At 71.7% G+C, this 18,022-nt stretch carries 15 protein-coding genes and 2 pseudogenes; 10 read left to right on the forward strand and 7 right to left on the reverse strand.

The annotated features are described in order from the left end of the window. Positions 1-100: 100 nt before the first annotated feature. Positions 101-1,348, forward strand: coding sequence for a cytochrome P450 (locus ACF088_RS06780; protein ID WP_392374973.1), 1,248 nt, complete (start codon positions 101-103; stop codon positions 1,346-1,348). Between the two features lie 15 nt (positions 1,349-1,363). Then, the gene (locus ACF088_RS06785; RefSeq protein ID WP_392374318.1) at positions 1,364-2,128 is read left to right on the forward strand and encodes an enoyl-CoA hydratase/isomerase family protein; all 765 of its coding nucleotides are present in this window, start codon (positions 1,364-1,366) and stop codon (positions 2,126-2,128) included. Positions 2,129-2,233: 105 nt separating this feature from the next. Here ACF088_RS06785 and ACF088_RS06790 read toward each other — a convergent pair whose 3' ends face one another. After that, the gene (locus ACF088_RS06790; RefSeq protein ID WP_392374319.1) at positions 2,234-2,773 is read right to left on the reverse strand and encodes a gamma carbonic anhydrase family protein; all 540 of its coding nucleotides are present in this window, start codon (positions 2,771-2,773) and stop codon (positions 2,234-2,236) included. Positions 2,774-2,916: 143 nt separating this feature from the next. Between ACF088_RS06790 and ACF088_RS06795 the strand changes: the two genes are divergently transcribed. Further along, positions 2,917-3,681, forward strand: a complete 765-nt coding sequence (locus ACF088_RS06795) for an acyltransferase (RefSeq protein WP_392374320.1) — start codon at positions 2,917-2,919, stop codon at positions 3,679-3,681. Between the two features lie 42 nt (positions 3,682-3,723). Here ACF088_RS06795 and ACF088_RS06800 read toward each other — a convergent pair whose 3' ends face one another. Next, a complete protein-coding gene (locus ACF088_RS06800; RefSeq protein WP_392374975.1) occupies positions 3,724-4,593 on the reverse strand; it encodes an EamA family transporter in 870 nt (289 codons plus the stop codon). A 106-nt stretch (positions 4,594-4,699) separates the two neighbouring features. On the opposite strand from ACF088_RS06800, the gene ACF088_RS06805 reads away from it, so the two are divergent. Next, positions 4,700-5,272, forward strand: a complete 573-nt coding sequence (locus ACF088_RS06805) for an XRE family transcriptional regulator (RefSeq protein ID WP_392374321.1) — start codon at positions 4,700-4,702, stop codon at positions 5,270-5,272. Positions 5,273-5,314: 42 nt separating this feature from the next. Beyond that, positions 5,315-5,820 (forward strand): annotated as a pseudogene (locus tag ACF088_RS06810) (YbaK/EbsC family protein). Positions 5,821-5,869: 49 nt separating this feature from the next. On the opposite strand, the gene ACF088_RS06815 reads toward ACF088_RS06810, so the two are convergent. Further along, positions 5,870-6,166 (reverse strand): hypothetical protein, encoded by a 297-nt coding sequence (locus ACF088_RS06815; RefSeq protein ID WP_392374322.1) that lies wholly within the window; start codon positions 6,164-6,166, stop codon positions 5,870-5,872. A gap of 266 nt (positions 6,167-6,432) precedes the next feature. On the opposite strand from ACF088_RS06815, the gene ACF088_RS06820 reads away from it, so the two are divergent. After that, positions 6,433-6,660, forward strand: a complete 228-nt coding sequence (locus ACF088_RS06820; protein ID WP_392374323.1) for a hypothetical protein — start codon at positions 6,433-6,435, stop codon at positions 6,658-6,660. A 99-nt stretch (positions 6,661-6,759) separates the two neighbouring features. Here ACF088_RS06820 and ACF088_RS06825 read toward each other — a convergent pair whose 3' ends face one another. Together ACF088_RS06825 and ACF088_RS06830 are read right to left on the reverse strand one after the other, a co-directional pair. Further along, on the reverse strand, positions 6,760-7,167 hold the full coding sequence (locus tag ACF088_RS06825) for a CoA-binding protein (RefSeq protein WP_392374324.1): 408 nt from the start codon (positions 7,165-7,167) through the stop codon (positions 6,760-6,762). A 191-nt stretch (positions 7,168-7,358) separates the two neighbouring features. Then, positions 7,359-8,147 (reverse strand): type VII secretion system-associated protein, encoded by a 789-nt coding sequence (locus ACF088_RS06830; protein ID WP_392374325.1) that lies wholly within the window; start codon positions 8,145-8,147, stop codon positions 7,359-7,361. Between the two features lie 263 nt (positions 8,148-8,410). Between ACF088_RS06830 and ACF088_RS06835 the strand changes: the two genes are divergently transcribed. Together ACF088_RS06835 and ACF088_RS06840 are read left to right on the forward strand one after the other, a co-directional pair. Further along, the gene (locus ACF088_RS06835) at positions 8,411-9,037 is read left to right on the forward strand and encodes a YigZ family protein (RefSeq protein ID WP_392374326.1); all 627 of its coding nucleotides are present in this window, start codon (positions 8,411-8,413) and stop codon (positions 9,035-9,037) included. Between the two features lie 164 nt (positions 9,038-9,201). Beyond that, positions 9,202-10,809, forward strand: a complete 1,608-nt coding sequence (locus ACF088_RS06840; protein ID WP_392374327.1) for an APC family permease — start codon at positions 9,202-9,204, stop codon at positions 10,807-10,809. 479 nt (positions 10,810-11,288) lie between these two features. Here the strand turns inward: ACF088_RS06840 and ACF088_RS06845 are convergent. Next, positions 11,289-11,522 (reverse strand): annotated as a pseudogene (locus tag ACF088_RS06845) (chaplin); the annotation flags it as partial. Between the two features lie 387 nt (positions 11,523-11,909). Between ACF088_RS06845 and ACF088_RS06850 the strand changes: the two are divergent. Beyond that, a complete protein-coding gene (locus ACF088_RS06850; RefSeq protein ID WP_392374328.1) occupies positions 11,910-13,076 on the forward strand; it encodes an exonuclease SbcCD subunit D in 1,167 nt (388 codons plus the stop codon). Continuing rightward, on the forward strand, positions 13,073-16,300 hold the full coding sequence (locus ACF088_RS06855) for an AAA family ATPase (RefSeq protein ID WP_392374329.1): 3,228 nt from the start codon (positions 13,073-13,075) through the stop codon (positions 16,298-16,300). Before ACF088_RS06850 ends, ACF088_RS06855 begins: the two co-directional genes overlap by 4 nt. A gap of 244 nt (positions 16,301-16,544) precedes the next feature. Here the strand turns inward: ACF088_RS06855 and ACF088_RS06860 are convergent, their stop codons facing one another. After that, complete coding sequence (locus tag ACF088_RS06860; RefSeq protein ID WP_392374330.1) at positions 16,545-17,996, reverse strand: GNAT family N-acetyltransferase; 1,452 nt, start codon at positions 17,994-17,996, stop codon at positions 16,545-16,547. Positions 17,997-18,022 lie beyond the last annotated feature (26 nt).

Consider the following 18,022-nt stretch of genomic DNA (forward strand, 5'->3'; position numbering starts at 1 on the left):
GTAAACGTTCAATTACCGGGGTAGTCAGGATTGGTCGTCCTGGCCTGATGTATTGAATGAAGGAGTTCTCGCAGTGGAATCCGCCGTGGTTGCCCCGCCAATGGTTCCGTCCGTAGACCGACGCTCCGTGATAAGGCTTTTCTCCCGCCTGCGCACACCGGACGGCCAAGCGAATCCGCTGCCGCACTACGCGGAACTCCGATCGATGGGAGATGTTGTTCCGGCACCTTGGGGTGGCCAGCTGGTGACCTCTTTCGGCCTGTGTGACAACGTGTTGCGCAACAGGTCATGGCTGGTGCCGGACAGTGGCTGGCGGGCCAGGCAGGGCGAGGCGACTCGCTGGATGGCGCCTTCTTCGCAGCAAATGGCCAGCACTCTGCCCGGCCTCAATCCGCCGCACCACACACGGGCCAGGCGGTCGGTGGGCAATATGTTCGACCGTAAGTGCCTGGATACCATCAAGAATTCGGTAGAGCGCAATACCGAGGAATTGCTCGACGGGCTCGCGGAAAGACTGAAGGACGGTGAGGCGGACTTCGGTTCCCTCGTCAGCGATGAATTGCCGGTGATGACGATAGGGGAATGGCTCGGTCTGCCGACAGTCGATTATCCGTTGCTGCGGTCACTCACCCACGATCAGGTCTTCGCCCAGGAATTGCTGCCCACGGCGAGTCAGCTCGCGCAGTCCGACGCGGCAACCCGGAATCTGCGCGAGTATTTCATCGCTTTGGTGCGGCAGCGCCGCCGTGCGCCCGGCAATGACCCGATCTCGGCGTGGATAAGGACCTGGGACGAACTCGAACCACATCAGGATGCCGCGGACGAGGCCGTCTACCGACTCGCCCTGTTCGTGGTTCTGGCGGCCCTGGAGACCACCTCCAACCTGCTGTCCACGATGGTGTGGCTGATCGCCGAACACCCCTGGCAGATGGGGTGGTTGCGTGCCCACCCGGACTGCATACCGGCGGCCGTCGAAGAGGTATTGCGCTATGACTCCCCGACGCATGTGGTGAGCCGGATCGCCGGCGAGGACACCACTCTCGCGGGTATCCCCGTGGAGAGGGACCAGATGGTGCACCTCATGGTCGGTGCCGCCAACCACGATCCCGCACACCACATCGATCCCGCGGTCTTCGACATCCGCCGCAAGGCCACCCATCTGAGCTTCAGCGGCGGGATCCACTACTGTCTCGGCGCCGCGCTGGCCCGGCTGGAAGCGACGACCCTGCTGACCGGCGTGCTCCGGCGGTTCCCCGCCCTGCAGTTGAGTCGTACGCCCGACTGGGCCCCGCGGGTGGCCTTCCGGCGGCTCATGTCGCTGCCCGTGGTGGAGTCCGGAGAGCGGTGAGGTAGGAAGACCGTCGTGATCGATAAATTCAAGACCCTTGCCGTATCCCATCAAGGCCCCCTGCTCGACGTCCAGTTGAACAGTCCGGACACCGGTAATGCGCTCGGTGAGCAGATGCTCGACGAACTCCTCACCGTGCTGGGGGCGTTGTACGACCGGCCCGAGATACGGGTGGTGGTCCTTTCCGGCGCCGGAGCGGACTTCTGCCTGGGCGGAGACCGCCGGGAGTTCGCGGAGTCCCTCGCCGCGGATCACTCGGGGGCGGCCCTTCGTGCCATGGGCAACAAGGCACGGCGGGTGTGTGAAGCACTCGCGGCCACCAGCGCGGTCACCATCGCCCGGCTGCACGGCGGGGTGGTCGGTGCCGGCATCGCGCTCGCGGTGTTCTGCGATCTGCGGGCCGGTGCGCACAGCTGCCGCTTCCGGCTGCCGGAGCTCGCGCTGGGCATGCCGCCTGCCTGGGGAGGCGTACTGCCACGCCTGCTGAACGAAGCGGGAGCCGCCAGGATCCGCGAGTTGATCCTGACCGGAGAGAGCTTCGACGCGGCCAGGGCGGCCGAGCTCTCGCTGCTCCACAAGGCCGTTCCGGAGGGCGAGCTGGACGAGGTGATTGCCCGGTGGACCAGACCGTTGGTCCGCAGGTCTCCGGCGGCCCTGCGGACCGCCAAGGTCATGATGAATGCCTACGCGGGCGCTGGCCGCCTTGCGGACGCCACCCTTTTTGATGCGGAGATGCTGACGACGGTGCTGGCGGCCGCCGGGTCGGAACGGCGTGGTTGACATGGCGCCAGGGGGGCGGCGCAGGCTCGGGTGCGGTCCGGGACCGGGCCGCACCCGTCGGGACTCATCAGGCCGCACGCTGCGCCGCTCGGCCGGCGGCCGGGCTCAGTCACCGGCCCCGGGCACGTCCTCCCGGTGCCGCGCCACCAGCTCCCGGTACATCGAGGCATTGAGCTTGATGGTCTCGCGCTCCTCGTCGGTCAGTTCCCGCTTGACCTTCGCCGGCACCCCGGCGACCAGGGAGCCGGGCGGCACCCGCATGCCCTGGGGGACCAGCGCCTGCGCGGCGACCAGCGAGCCGGCGCCGATGTGCGCGCCGTTGAGCACCGTGGCGCCCATGCCGATCAGGACATCGTCGTCGACGGTGCAGCCGTGCAGGACCGCGTTGTGCCCGACCGAGACCCGCGCGCCGACGGTCACCGGGAAACCGGGGTCCACGTGCACCGTGCAGTTGTCCTGGATATTGCTGTCGGCCCCGAGCACGATCGGACCGCAGTCAGCCCGCAGCACCGCGTGGTACCAGACGCTGGAGCCCGCCGCCATGGTGACCTCGCCGAGCACGACGGACGTCGGGGCGGTGAATGCCTCCTGATCGACCTTCGGCTCCTTGCCGCCCACCGGTGAAATCAATGCCCGTTCCGCCATCTGTGGATCTCCTCGCCGTGATGCGCCGCGCCAACAGCACCGTAGACGACGGCCGCTGCGCCGGGCAGGGACGGCGGCCGGTGGGGCGAAGATCACAGCCCGGCGCGCGGTCCGCCGCCCGGCGGGCTGAGTACGGTGTGCGGGTGCCGATACACCAGAACGTGTTCTCATCCGTCGCGGCCTGGCGGCGCCGGGCCGTGTCGCGCGCCGTCCACCGCGGCGCGCGCTGGGTGAGGGACGTCGCGGCCGTCGCGGCCGAGCGCCCCGGCCCGTACCGCTTCCGGCGGATCGGTACCGGCACCCGGCTCGCCTATCCGCAGGGCACGGTCTTCGGCGACCCGTGGATCGAGCTCGGCGACCACTGCATCATCGCCCAGGACGTGACGCTGACGGCGGGCATGATGCCGGAGCTGGACCTCGGCCCGGAGCCGATCCTCACGCTGGGGAACGGCGTGGTGCTGGGCCGTGGCAGCCATGTGATCGCAGATGTCCGGCTGACGATCGGGGACGACTGCTTCTTCGGTCCCGGTGTCTATGTCACCACCACCAACCACAGCTACGACGACCCCGAGGTGCCGGTCGGCAAGCAGTGGCCGCGCACCGACCCGGTGGCCATCGGCTCCGGCAGCTGGATCGGTACCGGGGCGGTGATCCTGCCCGGTGCGCGGCTGGGCCGGAATGTGGTGGTCGCGGCCGGAGCCGTGGTCCGCGGCGAGGTCCCCGATCATGCGGTGGTGGCCGGCGCGCCCGCCCGGGTCGTCCGCAGCTGGGATGCCCGGCAGGGCTGGCAGCCGCCGCTGCGGACACCGGCGCCGGTGCCGATCCCCGAGGGCGTCACCTCCGACCAACTGGTCGCGCTGCGGGCGTGGCAGGCGGAGGAAGCCAAGGAGGCGTACGAAGCGTCCTGACCCGCCGTCAGACAGTCGGAGCCGCCGCCTGCCCCGTCTGTGTCAGCTCCCCGACGCGAGCAGGACCGAGCCGACCAGCGCGAGGGAGGCACCGGCCGTCTGGACCGCCCGCAGCCGCTCCTTGAGGACACCGAGTGCGGCGAGCGAGGTGACCACCGGGTAGAGGGAGGCGAGCACCGCGGCCAGGGTGACCGGCCCGTTCTGGGCGGCCAGGGCATAGGTGCCATTGGCGGCGACATCGGCGATCCCGACGAAACCGAGCGCGGGCAGGGCACCCCGGAGGACCGGGAGCCCGCCCTCGGGCAGCGCCGGGGTGCCACGCCGCACCGATGCGTACAGGGCGGCGCCGCCGACGGCGACATTGCACACCCGCTGGACGAACAGGGCGAGGAAGAGGCCGGTCACGGTCGTGGACGCCTCCGAGATCAGAGCCATCACCGCACCGAATCCGAGCGCCGAGAGCAGCGTCAGCGCAACGGTCTGGCGGGCCACCGACGCACCGCTGATCCGCGGGCCGCCGGCCAGCACGACACCGATCACGGCCACGCCCATGCCGGTGGCCTGCAGCAGCCCCGGCCGCTCACCCGCCACGATCCCGACACCGAGCGGTACGAGGACCGTGCCGACCGAGGCGAGCGGGGAGACCACCCCCATCGGGCCGAGCGCCAGGGCGCGGTAGAAGCAGAGCATGGCGGCCGGCCCCACGACGCCCGCCCCGACCGCGAACCACAGTTGCGGTCCGGCCTCCCGCCAGCCCCCGGTGGCCAGCACCACGGCGCCCAGCACCACGGCGGCCAGGGTCTGCGAGACGACCACCACGGTCAGCGCCTGCAGACGTCGGGTGAGCAGTCCGCCGCCGAAGTCGGCGAGCCCCCACAGAAGGCTGGTGGCCAGGGCGAAGACCGCTGTCATGGTGAAACCTCGCAGTACAGTGAACCGGACGCTGAAGTACACCACACCGTAGTGCAGCATGCTGTATTGCAGCATCCAATATATTGCCCTTCGACTTGGACGGACCGTGACGGACCTCGACCAGCTCACGCAGTCGCTCGCCCGCAACCTCAAGCACTGGCGCGCCGAGCGCGGCTTCACCCTCGATGCACTGGCGGCCCGCGCCGGGGTCAGCCGCGGCATGATCATCCAGATCGAGCAGGCCCGGACGAATCCGAGTGTGGGAACCACCGTCAAGATCGCCGACGCGCTCGGCGTCAGCATCACCACGCTCCTCGACTACGAACAGGGTCCGCAGGTGCGCATCGTGGCGCCGAGCGAGGCGGTCCGGCTGTGGTCCACCGAGGGCGGCAGCTTCACCACGCTCCTGGTGGGCGCCGAGGCACCCGGCCCGTACGAACTGTGGGAATGGCGCCTGATGCCCGGCGACAGCAGCGCCTCCGATCCGCATCCGTCCGGCACCGTCGAACTGCTGCATGTCCGGGCCGGCACGCTGACGCTGGTCGTGGACGGTGTGGAGCACACGGTGCCCGCCGGTGCCTCGGCAACCTTCGAGGCCAAGGTCGCGCACGGCTACCGCAACGACGGCGCGGAACCGGTCGAGATGACCATGTCGGTGATCATCCCGCTCGCTGGTTGAGACGGCCGGCCGCCGCTCCGTCACGGCTGTTAACTTGGCGCCATGCCCGTGCCGATGGATGCTTTTGACGAGGTCCGGCCCGCCGTGGAGTGCCTGGACCTGCTGACCGCGCCGGTGGCCGCCGCGCTCCGCGCCTGGAGCGGATCCGTACCGGTCGAGGAGCTGCGCTTCGTCGACACGGACCCGGCCATCGCGGACACTGCGTGGTGGTGGCCGGCAAGCGGGGCGGCGAGACCACCCTGGCCGCCTGTGTCGTCCTCTCGCACACCCGCGTCGACGTCAACGGTGTGGTGCGCCGTCAACTGGGCGCCCGCAAGGCGTCGTTCGCGCCGATGGACAAGGCGGTCGGCGACAGCGGGATGGAATACGGCGGCGTCACTCCGATCGGCCTGCCCGCCCACTGGCCGCTGCTGATGGACGCCGCCGTCGCCGAGGTGCCCCACGCCCTGATCGGCAGCGGGAGCCGCCGCGGCAAGCTCATCGTGCCCGGCCAGGCGTTGGCCGAACTGCCCGGCGCCACGGTCCTGGAGGGCCTGGGAATCGCCTGAGCCGGGTCGTCAATCTCCCGCCGTCCACCCGTGGTCCGCTCGGCCGGCCCTACGGGACGAACGCGCCGGAGGGCAGATCCAGCGACAGCGCCGTGGGGTGCTCGGTGAATCCCAGACGCCGGTACAGCGGCTCGGCATCGTCGGTGGCATGCAGACCGACGTCACCCGCCATCACGAATCCGGCCGGCCGCGCCTGCGGCCCGGTCGGCTGCCGATGTGCCGCCATCTGCGCGTCCCGCTCCCAATTCCCGGGGGCATCACGCCCGTTCATGGCGAGGAACATCAGACGGCGCAACCTGATCGGCCCGGCGGCGTCCTCGGGCACAGCGGCTCGCATCCGGCTCATGTCCGGACGCCAACGCACCCGCCGCTCGGCTCAAACGGGGTATCTCCTTCGCCAACCGCCCGCACACGGGGCGGAGGAGGAGGCGATGATGTCGCACGACGACCTGGAGCCGGAGTGCGGGGCGCGCTGAAGACGACGTACTGCCGGGCACCCCGCTCCTCCGCCCGTACGTCATCTCCGGCTTACCGGCGTTCGGTTGGGCGGGGCGGGTGGGCAAGCACCGCAAACCGGCCCCCACGGACTCTCGATATGGCTACGGTGAGTGCATGACCGGTAACGATGGCGACAGCGATCACGTCAATCGGATTCTCCATGCGGCTACCCAGGGGCGCGAAGGGAAAGCCGTCTTGTGTGATCGCTGCGATATGCCCCTGATCTTCACCGGGCGAGAGCGCGCCACCAGCGTGCAAACGCCCATGGTGGTCATCACCGGACACTGCCCGAACGCCGAGTGCTCTGGTGACGGGAGCCATCACCGGCAACCCGGGGAGTGAGCATGGCGCGCCTCAAGTGCTACGGCACCAACGTCACCAGCGGTGGCGGGGGAGGGGTGTCCCCTTCGTCAGGAGGGGCCGCGGCACCGCACCCGCCGCTCAGCGCAGACGGGGTATCTCAATCGCCGGACACCGGTCCATCACCATGGCGAGTCCGGAGTCGTGCACCCGGTCCCAGGCCGCCTCGTCGACCACCCCGAGCTGGAACCAGACGGCCTTCGCCCCGACCGTCACGGCCTCGTCGGCGATGCCGCCCGCCTGCTCGCTGTTGACGAACACATCGACCACATCGACCGGGAAGGGAATGGCGGCCAGTGAGGGATAGCCCTGTTCGCCGTGCACCGTCTCCGCCTTCGGATGCACCGGCACGATCCGCTTGCCGTACCGCTGCAGCACCTCGGCGACACCGTGCGCCGCACGCCGCTCATTGTTGGACAGGCCCACGACGGCCCAGGTGTCGCCGAGCTCGGTGAGGATCTTACGGATCGTGCTGGGGTCGCCGTACACGCACTGCCTCCTGCGGATGGAAGGGTTCTGTGCCGGACAACGGACGGCGGGCCCCGGAGATTCCCGGTGCGGGAGACGGCGCGAAGGCGCGAAGAGGCGGCGGTGCGGCGCGCCAAGCCCGGCGCGCGCCGCACGGCAGACGCCCCGCCCGAAGGGGAAGACGGGCGGGGCGGGTCTTCGGTGCCGGCGGCTCAGTTGGCGCCGCGGGTCATTCCGCTGCCGGCCATACCGGCTCCGACGACGGTGCTGCCCTTCGCGGCGCGGGCCGGCTTGCCGATCGCCCGGCCGCTGCCCACCGGCTCGGCCCCGCCCGCCCCGGTACCCGGGCGCGGCGCCACGGGCACGGCCGTATCCCGCGGCTCATCCGCCGTTCCTGAGGCGTCGGCCAGTGTGGCGCGCAGCTCCTCGGTGTCCACCAGCATGCTCACCGGACCGGTCGGATTGAGGTACAGCGCATGCCCCGGCGGCAGCTGCTCGACGAGTTCGGCCACCGTCCGCCGGTCGTACAGCAGACGGCCCACCGATTCGAGGTAGCTCTGCGAGGTGTAGACGGGGATCACCGGGGTGCCCTCGGGCGACGCGGCGGCCAGTGGCGTACCGGTCGCCGTCACCAGGACGGAGACCTCCGCGCGCGCCAGCGTCTCGGAGACGGCCTCTCCCGGTCCGTAGCCGGTCGCGGCGAGCTGCAGCGCGCTGTCGACCGCATCGGTCGGCTCTGCCCAGTCCAGCATCTGCGGTGACGGCCGGTACTCCGGATTGTCGCGCCACTCGACGATCTCGCCGGCCGGGTCCGAGCGCCACTGCCCGATCAGCGCCCAGAGGGGTGGTGGCCCCTCTCCCTGCCAGGTCAGATCCACCATGGCCAGCCAGTGTTCGGGTGCCTGGCGTGCCGCCTCGATGACCTCCGGCGGGGGCTCGGGCATCTCCTCGCCCGTCACGGGAACGCCCGCCGTCATCGCCGACTGTGTGCTCTCTTCCATGCAGCCCTCCGCAAACCCGCCGTTCCTACACGTACGAGCGGGGCCCCGGAAACACGAGGCTCTCGCACTGACCTCACAGTGCCCACGGCCGGGGCGGACGTCGCACCGACGCACCGTGCGGACGGGGTGGGTACGCCGCGTGGCCGTGCGCTCTGCGCCCGTACGGCGGACACCCGCGCCCGTTCGGCGGACACCCCAGCGCGGCGCGGTCCGGCCGGTCCGGCCGGTATCCGCATGTCACAGGGGCCGCATAGGCTGGTCCGATGCAGGAGCAGTACCGCACGCTCGCGCGCGAGGGCGTCCATGAGATCGAGATCAACAAGTCCCGCTTCCTCTGCGCGCTCGCGCCCGTGGCGACCGAGGCCGAGGCCCAGGACTTCATCGCGCGCATCCGCAAGGAGCACCCCACCGCCCGCCATCACTGCTTCGCCTACGTCCTGGGCGCCGACGGCGGCATCCAGAAGGCGAGCGACGACGGCGAACCGGGCGGCACCGCGGGCGTACCGATGCTGCAGATGCTGGTGCGCCGCGAGGTCCGCTTCGCCGTCGCCGTCGTCACCCGCTACTTCGGCGGGGTCAAGCTGGGTGCCGGCGGCCTCATCCGGGCTTACGGAGGCGTCGTCGGTGAGGCACTGGACGCACTGGGCACGGTCACCCGGCAGCGCTTCCGCCTGGTGACGGTCACCGTCGACCACCAGCGCGCGGGCCGGGTGGAGAACGATCTGCGCACGACGGGCCGGGCGGTGCGCGAGGTCACCTACGGGGCAGAGGTCAGCATCGAGATCGGATTGCCGGAGGCCGACCTCGATGCCTTCCGCGCCTGGCTCGCGGACACCACTGCCGGCACGGCGAGGCTGGAGCTCGGCGGCGAGGCGTACGGCGACCTCTGACCGTCGGGGCCAGGCCGGCCTGCCGGAGAGACGGTGCAGCGGGTGCGGACCGCGCCGGAAAGTCCGGCACGCACCGGTGCGCCGGAGCGCCGATCGTGTCAGCCTGTGGCGCGGCGAGAACAGGCCGCGAAACCGTGAGCGCGCCGGCACGAGAAAGGGTCCCTATGCCTGAACTCCTCGATGAGCGTGTGGGATTCGTCCGCCGGATCGGCCTGTTCCAGGCCACCGCCATCAACATGAGCCAGATGTGCGGCATCGGCCCGTTCGTGACCATCCCGCTCATGGTCGCCGCGTTCGGCGGGCCGCAGGCCGTGACCGGCTTCCTGGCCGGTGCGGTTCTTGCGCTCGCGGACGGGCTGGTCTGGGCCGAGCTGGGCGCGTCACTGCCCGGTGCGGGAGGCAGCTACGTCTATCTGCGGCAGGCGTTCCAGTACCGGACCGGCAAGCTGATGCCGTTTCTGTTCGTCTGGACGGCCATGCTGTTCATCCCGCTCGGCATGTCCACCGGGGTGATCGGTTTTGTGCAGTACCTCGGCTATTTGTGGCCGGACATGAGCCCGGCGCAGGGCGACCTCGTCGGCCTCGTCGTCACGGTGGGCATCATCGCGCTGTTGTGGCGGCGGGTGGAGAACATCGCCAAGCTCACCGTCGTCCTGTGGACGGTGATGATCGCCTCCGTCGCCCTGGTCATCGTCGCGGCCTTCACCCACTTCAGCCCCCAGCGGGCGTTCACCTACCCCGCCCATGCCTTCGAGCTGACGACCAGTCACTTCTGGATCGGCTTCGCGGCCGGCCTGACGATCGGCATCTACGACTACCTCGGCTACAACACCATCGCCTACATGGGCGCCGAGATCAGGCAGCCCGGCCGCACCATTCCCCGCGCCGTCATCACCTCGATCCTCGGCATCATGACGATCTATCTGCTGCTGCAGATCGGCACCCTGGGCGTCGTGGACTGGAAGGACATGCTCGATCCGCACTCCACGGCGTCCTCCTCCGTCGCCTCCGCCGTGCTGGAGAAGGCCTGGGGCAAGGGCGCCGCCGACACCGTCACCGTGCTCATCCTCGTCACCGCCGTCGCCTCCGTCTTCACCGGACTCCTCGGCGGCTCCCGGGTTCCCTACGACGCCGCCCGCGACCGGGTCTTCTTCCGCCCGTACGGCAAACTGCACCCTCGTCACCGCTTCCCCGTACTGGGCCTGCTGACCATGGGAGCCGTGATGGCCGTGGGCTTCCTCATCGGACGGCACACCGACCTGGCCACCATCATCCAGCTGCTGACCACCGTCATGGTGCTCGTGCAGTCGCTGGCGCAGATCGCGGCGGTGACCGTGCTGCGCCGCCGTCAGCCGGGGCTGCGCCGCCCGTACCGGATGTGGCTCTATCCGCTGCCCGGCGTCGTGGCACTGGTCGGCTGGCTGGTGATCTACGGCTACGCGGACCGCAACTCGCCCGGCAGGCACCCCATCGAATGGTCGCTGGCCTGGGTCGGTGCGGGTGCCGTGGCCTTCCTCGCCTGGGCCCGTTACGAGAAGGAGTGGCCGTTCGGGCCGAAGCGGATCAGCGAGGAGTATCTGCACGGCGCGGCGTACGCGGCTCTGCAGCCTGCTGGTCTCGCGGACCAGGAGACGGGGAGCACCCACCGCGCGGAGCATGCCGGTGTCACGGCTGCGGTCCCTCACCGGGAGCACCCATGTGTGGAGGACGCCGAACACCGCGATCAGGGACGCGATGCGGAAGACGGCGTACAGCAGGATGAAGGCCCATGACTGCTGGTGCGCGGACCGAAGCCGACAGGCGCGGAGTCTGAGGGAGGGGAGGCCCCGAGAGGGGAGCCATCCTGAGAGGCGAGAGGCCCCGAGAGGCGAGAGGCCCTGAGAGAGGCGAGGCCCTGGGGAGGGAAGCGCGGTCAGGGCGTGTCCGGGGCGGGGCGTGCCTCCGGGTGCCAGAGGGCAGAGGGGAGCCCGGGGCCGGGTCGTCTGCTCCGATGAAGGTGGAAGGGCTGTCGGTGCAAACGGCCCGGCCCCGGGCCTGGTGATGCGTTGGTCAGTGACCGTCCCGGGTGGGGCCGTGGTGACCGGCCACCCCCGGGACGGATCGCGTGCTAGCGCATCAGGCCGCCGCCGCCGGTGTGGATGCCGCCGCTCGGGTGGTGCTTCTTGTGGTGCTTCACGATGCGCTTGATGACGTGCTTGGTGACGTGCTTGGTGACGTGGCGGTGCACGATCACCCGGCGCTCGACGTTGCCGTTGAAGCAGGTGTTGCCGAAGGCCGGGTTCAGCAGCCCCACGACGTTAATGGTGTTGCCGCACAGATTGACCGGAATGTGGACCGGGATCTGAAACGCATTGCCCGACACCACTCCCGGTGAATTGGCCGCGCCGCCGGCCGCGCCGCTGTCTGCGAACGCCGCCGAAACGCCCCCCAGGGCAGTACCTGCCGCAAGAGCGGCCACAGCAGCCACCCGCGTGATCCGTGACATAACAAATCTCCCGATCGATCCAAGCGGCTCACTGCCGCTTCCTGTACCTCCCTTCCTTCGGCTCGTGCGGCCGCAACGTGAGTGAATCCGGGAGGGTTTCACGCTTTCGAGTTAAAAATGTGGTTAATGATGCTTTCTGGGATTAAAGCGTCTGTTGGGTTGAGTGATGCTGGAATGCCGGACCACGGAACCCGGGCTCCGGTACGGGCGAATCGGTGCCGCAGACCGCTTGCTCGCCACCCGGCCCACCGGCCCACCCGGCCCCCCTGCGGGTGCGAGAATGAGGTCCGGGATCGACGGGGTGGTTGCCGAAGCTCGTGCCGGCCGTGCCGGCCGTGCCGACACGTAGCCCACGGAGGGGAAGAACATGCAGTTCGGAGTCGCTACGTGAGGTTTCTGCACACCTCCGACTGGCATTTGGGGCGGTCCTTCCACCGCGTGAGCCTGCTCTCCGCCCAGCGCGCGTTCCTCGACCATCTCGTCGCCACGGTGCGCGACCGGGACATCGATGCGGTGCTGGTTGCCGGCGACATCTATGACCGTGCCGTGCCGCCGCTCGCCGCTGTCGAGCTCTTCGACGACGCTTTGCACCGGCTCGCCGCCCTCGGTGTCCCGACCGTGATGATCTCCGGCAACCATGACTCCGCCCGTCGGCTCGGCGTCGGCGCGGGGCTGATGGAGCAGGCCGGAATCCATCTCCGGACCGACCCGGCAGGCTGTGGTACCCCCGTGCTGCTCTCCGACGACCACGGCCCGGTGGCGCTCTACGGCCTGCCGTATCTCGAACCCGCCATGGTGCGCGACACCCTCGGCGCGCGGCGGGCCGACCACGCGGAGGTGCTGGGCGCGGCGATGGAGCGGGTACGGGCCGACCTCGCCGGCCGGCCTGCGGGGACCCGCTCCGTGGTGCTTGCGCATGCGTTCGTCACCGGTGGTGCGGTCAGCGACAGCGAGCGCGATATCACCGTCGGCGGGGTCGCCTCCGTTCCCGTGCCGGTGTTCGACGGGGTGGACTATGTCGCCCTCGGGCATCTGCACGCCGCTCAGGCCCTCACCGAGCGGGTCCGCTACTCCGGATCGCCGCTTGCCTACTCCTTCTCCGAGGCCGGTCACCGCAAGTCGTCATGGATCGTCGATCTCGACGCGGACGGCGCCGTGCAGGCGGAGCGGGTGGACTGCCCGGTGCCGCGGCCGCTGGCACGGGTCCGCGGGCCGCTGGAGCAGTTGCTGGAGGACCCGGACCACGCCCGGCGCGAGGAGTCCTGGGTCGAGGCGACGCTCACCGACACCGTCCGGCCGCACGAGCCGATGGCCCGGCTCGTCCGGCGCTTCCCGCACATCGTCAGTCTGGTCTTCGACCCCGACGACGGGCCCGACCGCTCGGCGGCCTCGTATGCGCAGCGGCTGCGCGGGCGCAGCGACCAGGAGATCGCCGAGGACTTCGTGGAGCACGTACGGTCCGGCCGGGCGGTCGATGAGCAGGAGCGGAGCGAACTGCGTTCGGCGATCGACGAGGTGCGCGTCGACGACATGGTGGCCGAGGTGGCGCGTTGAGGCTGCACCGGCTCTCCCTCACCGCCTTCGGACCCTTCGGCGGCTCCCAGACCATCGATTTCGACCGGTTGTCGCAGGACGGTCTGTTCCTGCTGCACGGCCCGACCGGCGCGGGCAAGACCTCGGTCCTGGACGCGGTGTGCTTTGCGCTGTACGGGTCGGTGCCCGGGGCGCGGCAGAGCGGCCAAGCCCTGCGCAGCGATCTGGCCGACCCGCTGACGCTCACCGAGGTCGTCCTGGAACTGACCGTGGCGGAGCGCCGGTTGGAGATCACCCGGCTTCCCGAGCAGCCGCGCCCCAAGAAGCGCGGCAGCGGCACGACGAAGGAGAAGGCGCAGAGCAGGCTGCGGGAATTCGTGCCGGCGGGGGCGGATGCCGGGGGAACGGCGGGCGGCGACGGGCCGGCGGACGGCCCCGGCGGTCACTGGAAGGCGCTGAGCCGCTCGCACCAGGAGATCGGTGAGGAGATCGGCCAGCTGCTCGGGATGAGCAAGGAGCAGTTCTGCCAGGTGGTGCTGTTGCCGCAGGGCGACTTCGCGCGCTTTTTGCGGGCCGATGCGGAGGCCCGCTCCCGGCTGCTGGGCCGGCTCTTCGACACCCGGCGGTTCGCCGCACTCGAAGAACAGTTGAATGCGCGCCGCAAGGCCGCCGCCGACACGGTGACGGCAGGCGACGAACGGCTGCTGGCGCTGGCGCACCGGATGGCGCAGGCGGCCGGTGAGAGCGCCGATCTCACCGATCCGTCCGTCCCGGCGCCGGACCGCGCCGGGCAGGCGGCACCGGGCGCACCGGCGCGTGGACGCGGGCGGGCGACGACGGCGGCCACGACGGCGACAAGGACCACCGTGCCGGGGCAGGCCGGGCCCGTGGAGGGCGGCGGACGGGGCGGACCCGGCCGTACCGCGGACGGGGCAGGTCAGGCCGTACCGGGACCCGGCGAGCCGGGGTTCGCGGAAGCGGTGCTGGTCAGGGCGGCCGTTGCCCGGGTGAGCGCGCGGGAGCGGCTGGCGGTCGCACATTCCGCGGCGCACGCCGCCGAGGCCGCCGAGCACCAGACGGCCCGGCGGTGGGAAGAGGCCCGCGAGCGCGACCGGCTTCAGCAGCGGTACACGGACGCCCGGCGACGGGCCGTCCGGCTCGATGCCCGTGCCGAGGAGCGGGAGCGGACCCGGGAGCGGCTGGAGCGGGCCCGTGCGGCCGCGGAGGTCGCGCCCGCGCTCGCCCTGCGGGACGCCGCCTGGCACGAACTGGACGCCGCACAGCGCGCCGAGCGGCAGTGCAGAAGTCCCCTGCCGTCGGCCCTCGCCGATGCCGAGAGCGAGCACCTCGCCTCGACGGAGCGGCAGGTGCGGGAAGACCTGGGCTCGCTCGGGGCCGCCCGCCGGGCCGAGCGGCGCGCCGCCGACATCGGCCGGGAGCGGGCCGCCCTCGACCGTGAGGCGCGCGCCGACGAGCAGACGCTGGGGGACGCCGCCGAGTGGCTCGCCGCATGGGGTGATGCCCAGCGCGCCCATCAGCAGCGCATCGAAACCGCCCAGGAGGCCGCCACCCGGGCCGAACAGCTCGAAGCCCGGATGGCACCGGCCGCCGAACGCTGGGAGGCGGCCCGGCGCCGCGACCGGCTGTCCGCCGACGTGCGGTCGGCGGAAGGGGAGTTGCTCGCCGCCAGGGAGCAGTCAGCGGCGGCTCACGAGCACTGGCTCGACCTCAAGGACCGCCGGCTGCGCGGGATCGCCGCCGAGCTCGCGGACGGGCTGCGCGACGGTCAGGCGTGTGCGGTGTGCGGCGCGACCGAGCACCCCGCCCCGGCCCGGGCCGGGGCGGGGCACGTCGACCGGACGGCCGAGGAGGCCGCACTGGCCGCGCACCGCCGGGCCGAGGAGGCGCGGCAGCAGGCGGAGGCCCACTGCCAGTCGGCCAAGGAGTCGCTGGCCGCCGCGGCCGCCACGGCCGGAAGCACCCCGACCGGTGAACTCGGCGCCCAGGTGGAGGAGCTGCGCGCCGACTTCGCCCGTGCCGGTGTGCTCGGCGCCGACCTTCCTGCCGCCCGCGAGGCGCTCGGACGCGCCGAGCGCGCATACGAACGGCGCCGCGACGGACAGCAGCAGGCCGAGCGCCGGGTCGCTGCCCGTACCTCCCGGCGCGAGGCACTGGACCGCGAACGGGCCGCTCTGGAAGAGGAGCTGACCCGGGCGCGGGGCGACTCCCCGAGCGTGGCCGACCGGGCCGCGCGGCTGGAGCGGCAGGTCGCCCTGCTCGCCGCGGCGGCGGAGGCGGCCCGTACGGCCGGTGCCTGCGCCCAGCGCCTCAAGGACGCCGACGCCGGGCTGTCCGACGCCGCCCACCGCGCCGGATTCGACACCCCGCAGGCCGCCGCCGAGGCCCTGCTGCGGGACGGCGAGTGGCGGGAGCTGCAGCAGCGACTCGACGAGTGGCAGGCCGAATCAGCCGCTGTGGAGGCGGAGTTGGCCGATCCCGAGATCAGCGCCGCGGCTGCGTTGCCGCCCGCGGACCCGGTCGCCGCCCAGACCGCGCACCAGGCAGCAGCGACCCGGCTGCGTACCGCCTCGGCCACCCACGCAGCGGCCCGGGACCGCTGCACCGAGCTCGACCGGCTCTCCGCGCGCGCCGAGGCCGACGCCCGCGCACTGGCCCCGCTGCGCGCCGACTACGAGCGGATCGCCCGTCTCGCGGCCCTCGCCTCCGGTACGTCCACGGAGAACGAGCGGCGAATGCGCCTGGAGTCGTATGTGCTCGCCGCCCGGCTCGAACAGGTCGCCGCCGCCGCCACGGCCCGGCTGCACCGGATGTCCGCCGGCCGCTACACCCTCGTCCACTCCGACGAACGGGCCGGCGGCGCCCGGCGCTCCGGCCTCGGGCTGCATGTCATCGACGCCTGGACCGGGCACGAGAGGGACACCTCCAGCCTCTCCGGTGGCGAGACCTTCTTCGCCTCGCTCGCGCTGGCGCTCGGCCTCGCCGACGTGGTCACCGACGAGGCGGGCGGCACCCGGCTGGACACCCTCTTCATCGACGAGGGGTTCGGCAGTCTGGACGAACAGACCCTGGACGAGGTGCTGGACGTCCTGGACTCGCTGCGTGAACGCGACCGCAGCGTCGGCATCGTCAGCCATGTCGCCGACCTCAAGGCGCGGATCCCTGCCCAGCTGGAGGTCGTCAAGGACCGGTCGGGCTCGACGGTCCGGCATCGCGTGCGGGGCTGAGCTGGACCGAGCCCGTCGCGCGGCCGCCGGATCGGGAGAAGCGTCCGCGGGGAGTGTGCCGCCCGGAAAACCGGATGTCACCGCTACCGGGCGCCCACCGGCCTGCCGTGTCACGACCTACGGCAACAGCCGTTCCGCAGCCGTTCCGCCGAGAGCTGCCCCGCCACGGACGCCGACGTGCCCGGCCGCGACCCGCTGCCGCTCCTCGGGCGCGACGAGGCGGCCTGGATCACCGGCCAGGTCATCAACTCCGAGAACTCCGAGGGCGGCTTCCGGCGTTGACCCCGGCCGGGGCCGCGGACCCGTCGATCTCGTAGGCACACCGCCCCTCGCGCTCCCCGGAGAACCGGAAACCCGCACGTTCCAGCACCCGCTGGGACGGGACGTTCTCCGGCTCCGTCAGGGCGCACACCGTCCGTACCTCGGGGTGGGCGGCCGCCCAGCCGGCGAGCAGCCGCGTCGCGTCGGTCGCCCAACTGGCGCCGCGCGCGGACGGGGAGAGGTCGTAGCCGATCTCCACGAAGCCCTCGGCATCCGGCGGGCCGTGGAAGCCGATGCTGCCGAGCGCCGTCCCGGCGGACGCGTCGGTCAGGACGAAGACGCCCCAGCCGGGCCGGTAGTGGCCGGCCGCGGCCGCCCGTACGGCGATACCGGCGCCGGCCGAGGTGGCCGCGGACGGTGTGCCGTCGATCCAGTCGAACCCCGCGGGCTCGCCGTCCGCGACCCGCGCGGCGGTGGCCGGCAGCAGCGCGCGCAGCGCCACCCGGCCGGATGTGAGCACCAGCGGGTAGCCGGCGCCCGCGGTAACCAGCGCCTCGAACAGCGGCCGCTGGTCCATCCCCGCGGGCAGACCGCTGACCTGGCCGTCGCCGACCTCCACCACCCGCCACACACCGTCGGTGCGCAGCGCCAGGTCCGTGGTGACGAAGCGCAGCCCCAACTCGCGTACCGCGGACGCCACATGGGTGAGGTCAGGGGCGGGGCGCAGCTCCGGGGTGTCGGGGTGCGGGCCGGTCAGCACCGGCTCGCCGTCCACCCACCACACCCGCGCCTCGCCCCGCGCATCGAAGGACTCGAAGTCGCGCAGCACCACGCCTCCGGTCAAGAACTCCTCCTGGAGGGCGATGAAGCGGCCGACGACCGCGGCCAGCTGATCGGTGTCGCCCGCATCCGGGACGAAAGCGGCCTCGTCCCATTCGTGTTTACGGGACTTGACCCAGTCCTTGACGACGAGCGGACGGGACCGGCCCGGCGCGCCGAACCCGTCGGCAAGTCCCGCCAGCGCCGCCCGCTCCGGTGCCCGGCCGGGCGCGCAGGGGAGCCAGACGCTGTGCGGGGTGAGCGCGCGGAAGGTGTCGTACCAGCCCGGGAGCTCATGGGCGCGCCGGTATGCCGAGGGGGAGGTCAGCAGTCGGCAGCCCCGGTCGGCGAGCGCCGCGGACAGCTCGGTATAGCGGCCGGCGGGCAGCATCCAGCCGCGGTACCAGACCGGTCCGGCCTCGCGCGGGACCCGTGACACCGCCGCTTCGGCGTCCCCGGCGACCAGTTCCTCGTGGCCGAGCACCGCGGTCACCGCACCGGCCGACTGCGCCGCGGCGGCCTCGGCCGTGAAATGCGGATCGGGGCGCCGGGGACGCAGCGGGTCGCCGGGGAACAGAAGGAGCGGCCGTCGGTCCGCCGCGAGATCCACTGTCATATCAGCGGATCCTACGGACGGCGGTG

It is taken from the genome of Streptomyces sp. NPDC015125 (assembly GCF_043080045.1).
Lineage (GTDB): Bacteria > Actinomycetota > Actinomycetes > Streptomycetales > Streptomycetaceae > Streptomyces.

Excerpts from the sequence above, each read along its gene's own strand:
- ACF088_RS06790 (WP_392374319.1), bottom strand. The coding sequence starts at position 2,773 with ATGGCGGAACGGGCATTGATTTCACCGGTGGGCGGCAAGGAGCCGAAG.
- ACF088_RS06840 (WP_392374327.1), top strand. The coding sequence starts at position 9,202 with ATGCCTGAACTCCTCGATGAGCGTGTGGGATTCGTCCGCCGGATCGGC.
- ACF088_RS06800 (WP_392374975.1), bottom strand. The coding sequence starts at position 4,593 with ATGACAGCGGTCTTCGCCCTGGCCACCAGCCTTCTGTGGGGGCTCGCC.
- ACF088_RS06860 (WP_392374330.1), bottom strand. The coding sequence starts at position 17,996 with ATGACAGTGGATCTCGCGGCGGACCGACGGCCGCTCCTTCTGTTCCCC.
- ACF088_RS06780 (WP_392374973.1), top strand. The coding sequence starts at position 101 with ATGGTTCCGTCCGTAGACCGACGCTCCGTGATAAGGCTTTTCTCCCGC.
- ACF088_RS06815 (WP_392374322.1), bottom strand. The coding sequence starts at position 6,166 with ATGAGCCGGATGCGAGCCGCTGTGCCCGAGGACGCCGCCGGGCCGATC.
- ACF088_RS06835 (WP_392374326.1), top strand. The coding sequence starts at position 8,411 with ATGCAGGAGCAGTACCGCACGCTCGCGCGCGAGGGCGTCCATGAGATC.
- ACF088_RS06830 (WP_392374325.1), bottom strand. The coding sequence starts at position 8,147 with ATGGAAGAGAGCACACAGTCGGCGATGACGGCGGGCGTTCCCGTGACG.
- ACF088_RS06820 (WP_392374323.1), top strand. The coding sequence starts at position 6,433 with ATGACCGGTAACGATGGCGACAGCGATCACGTCAATCGGATTCTCCAT.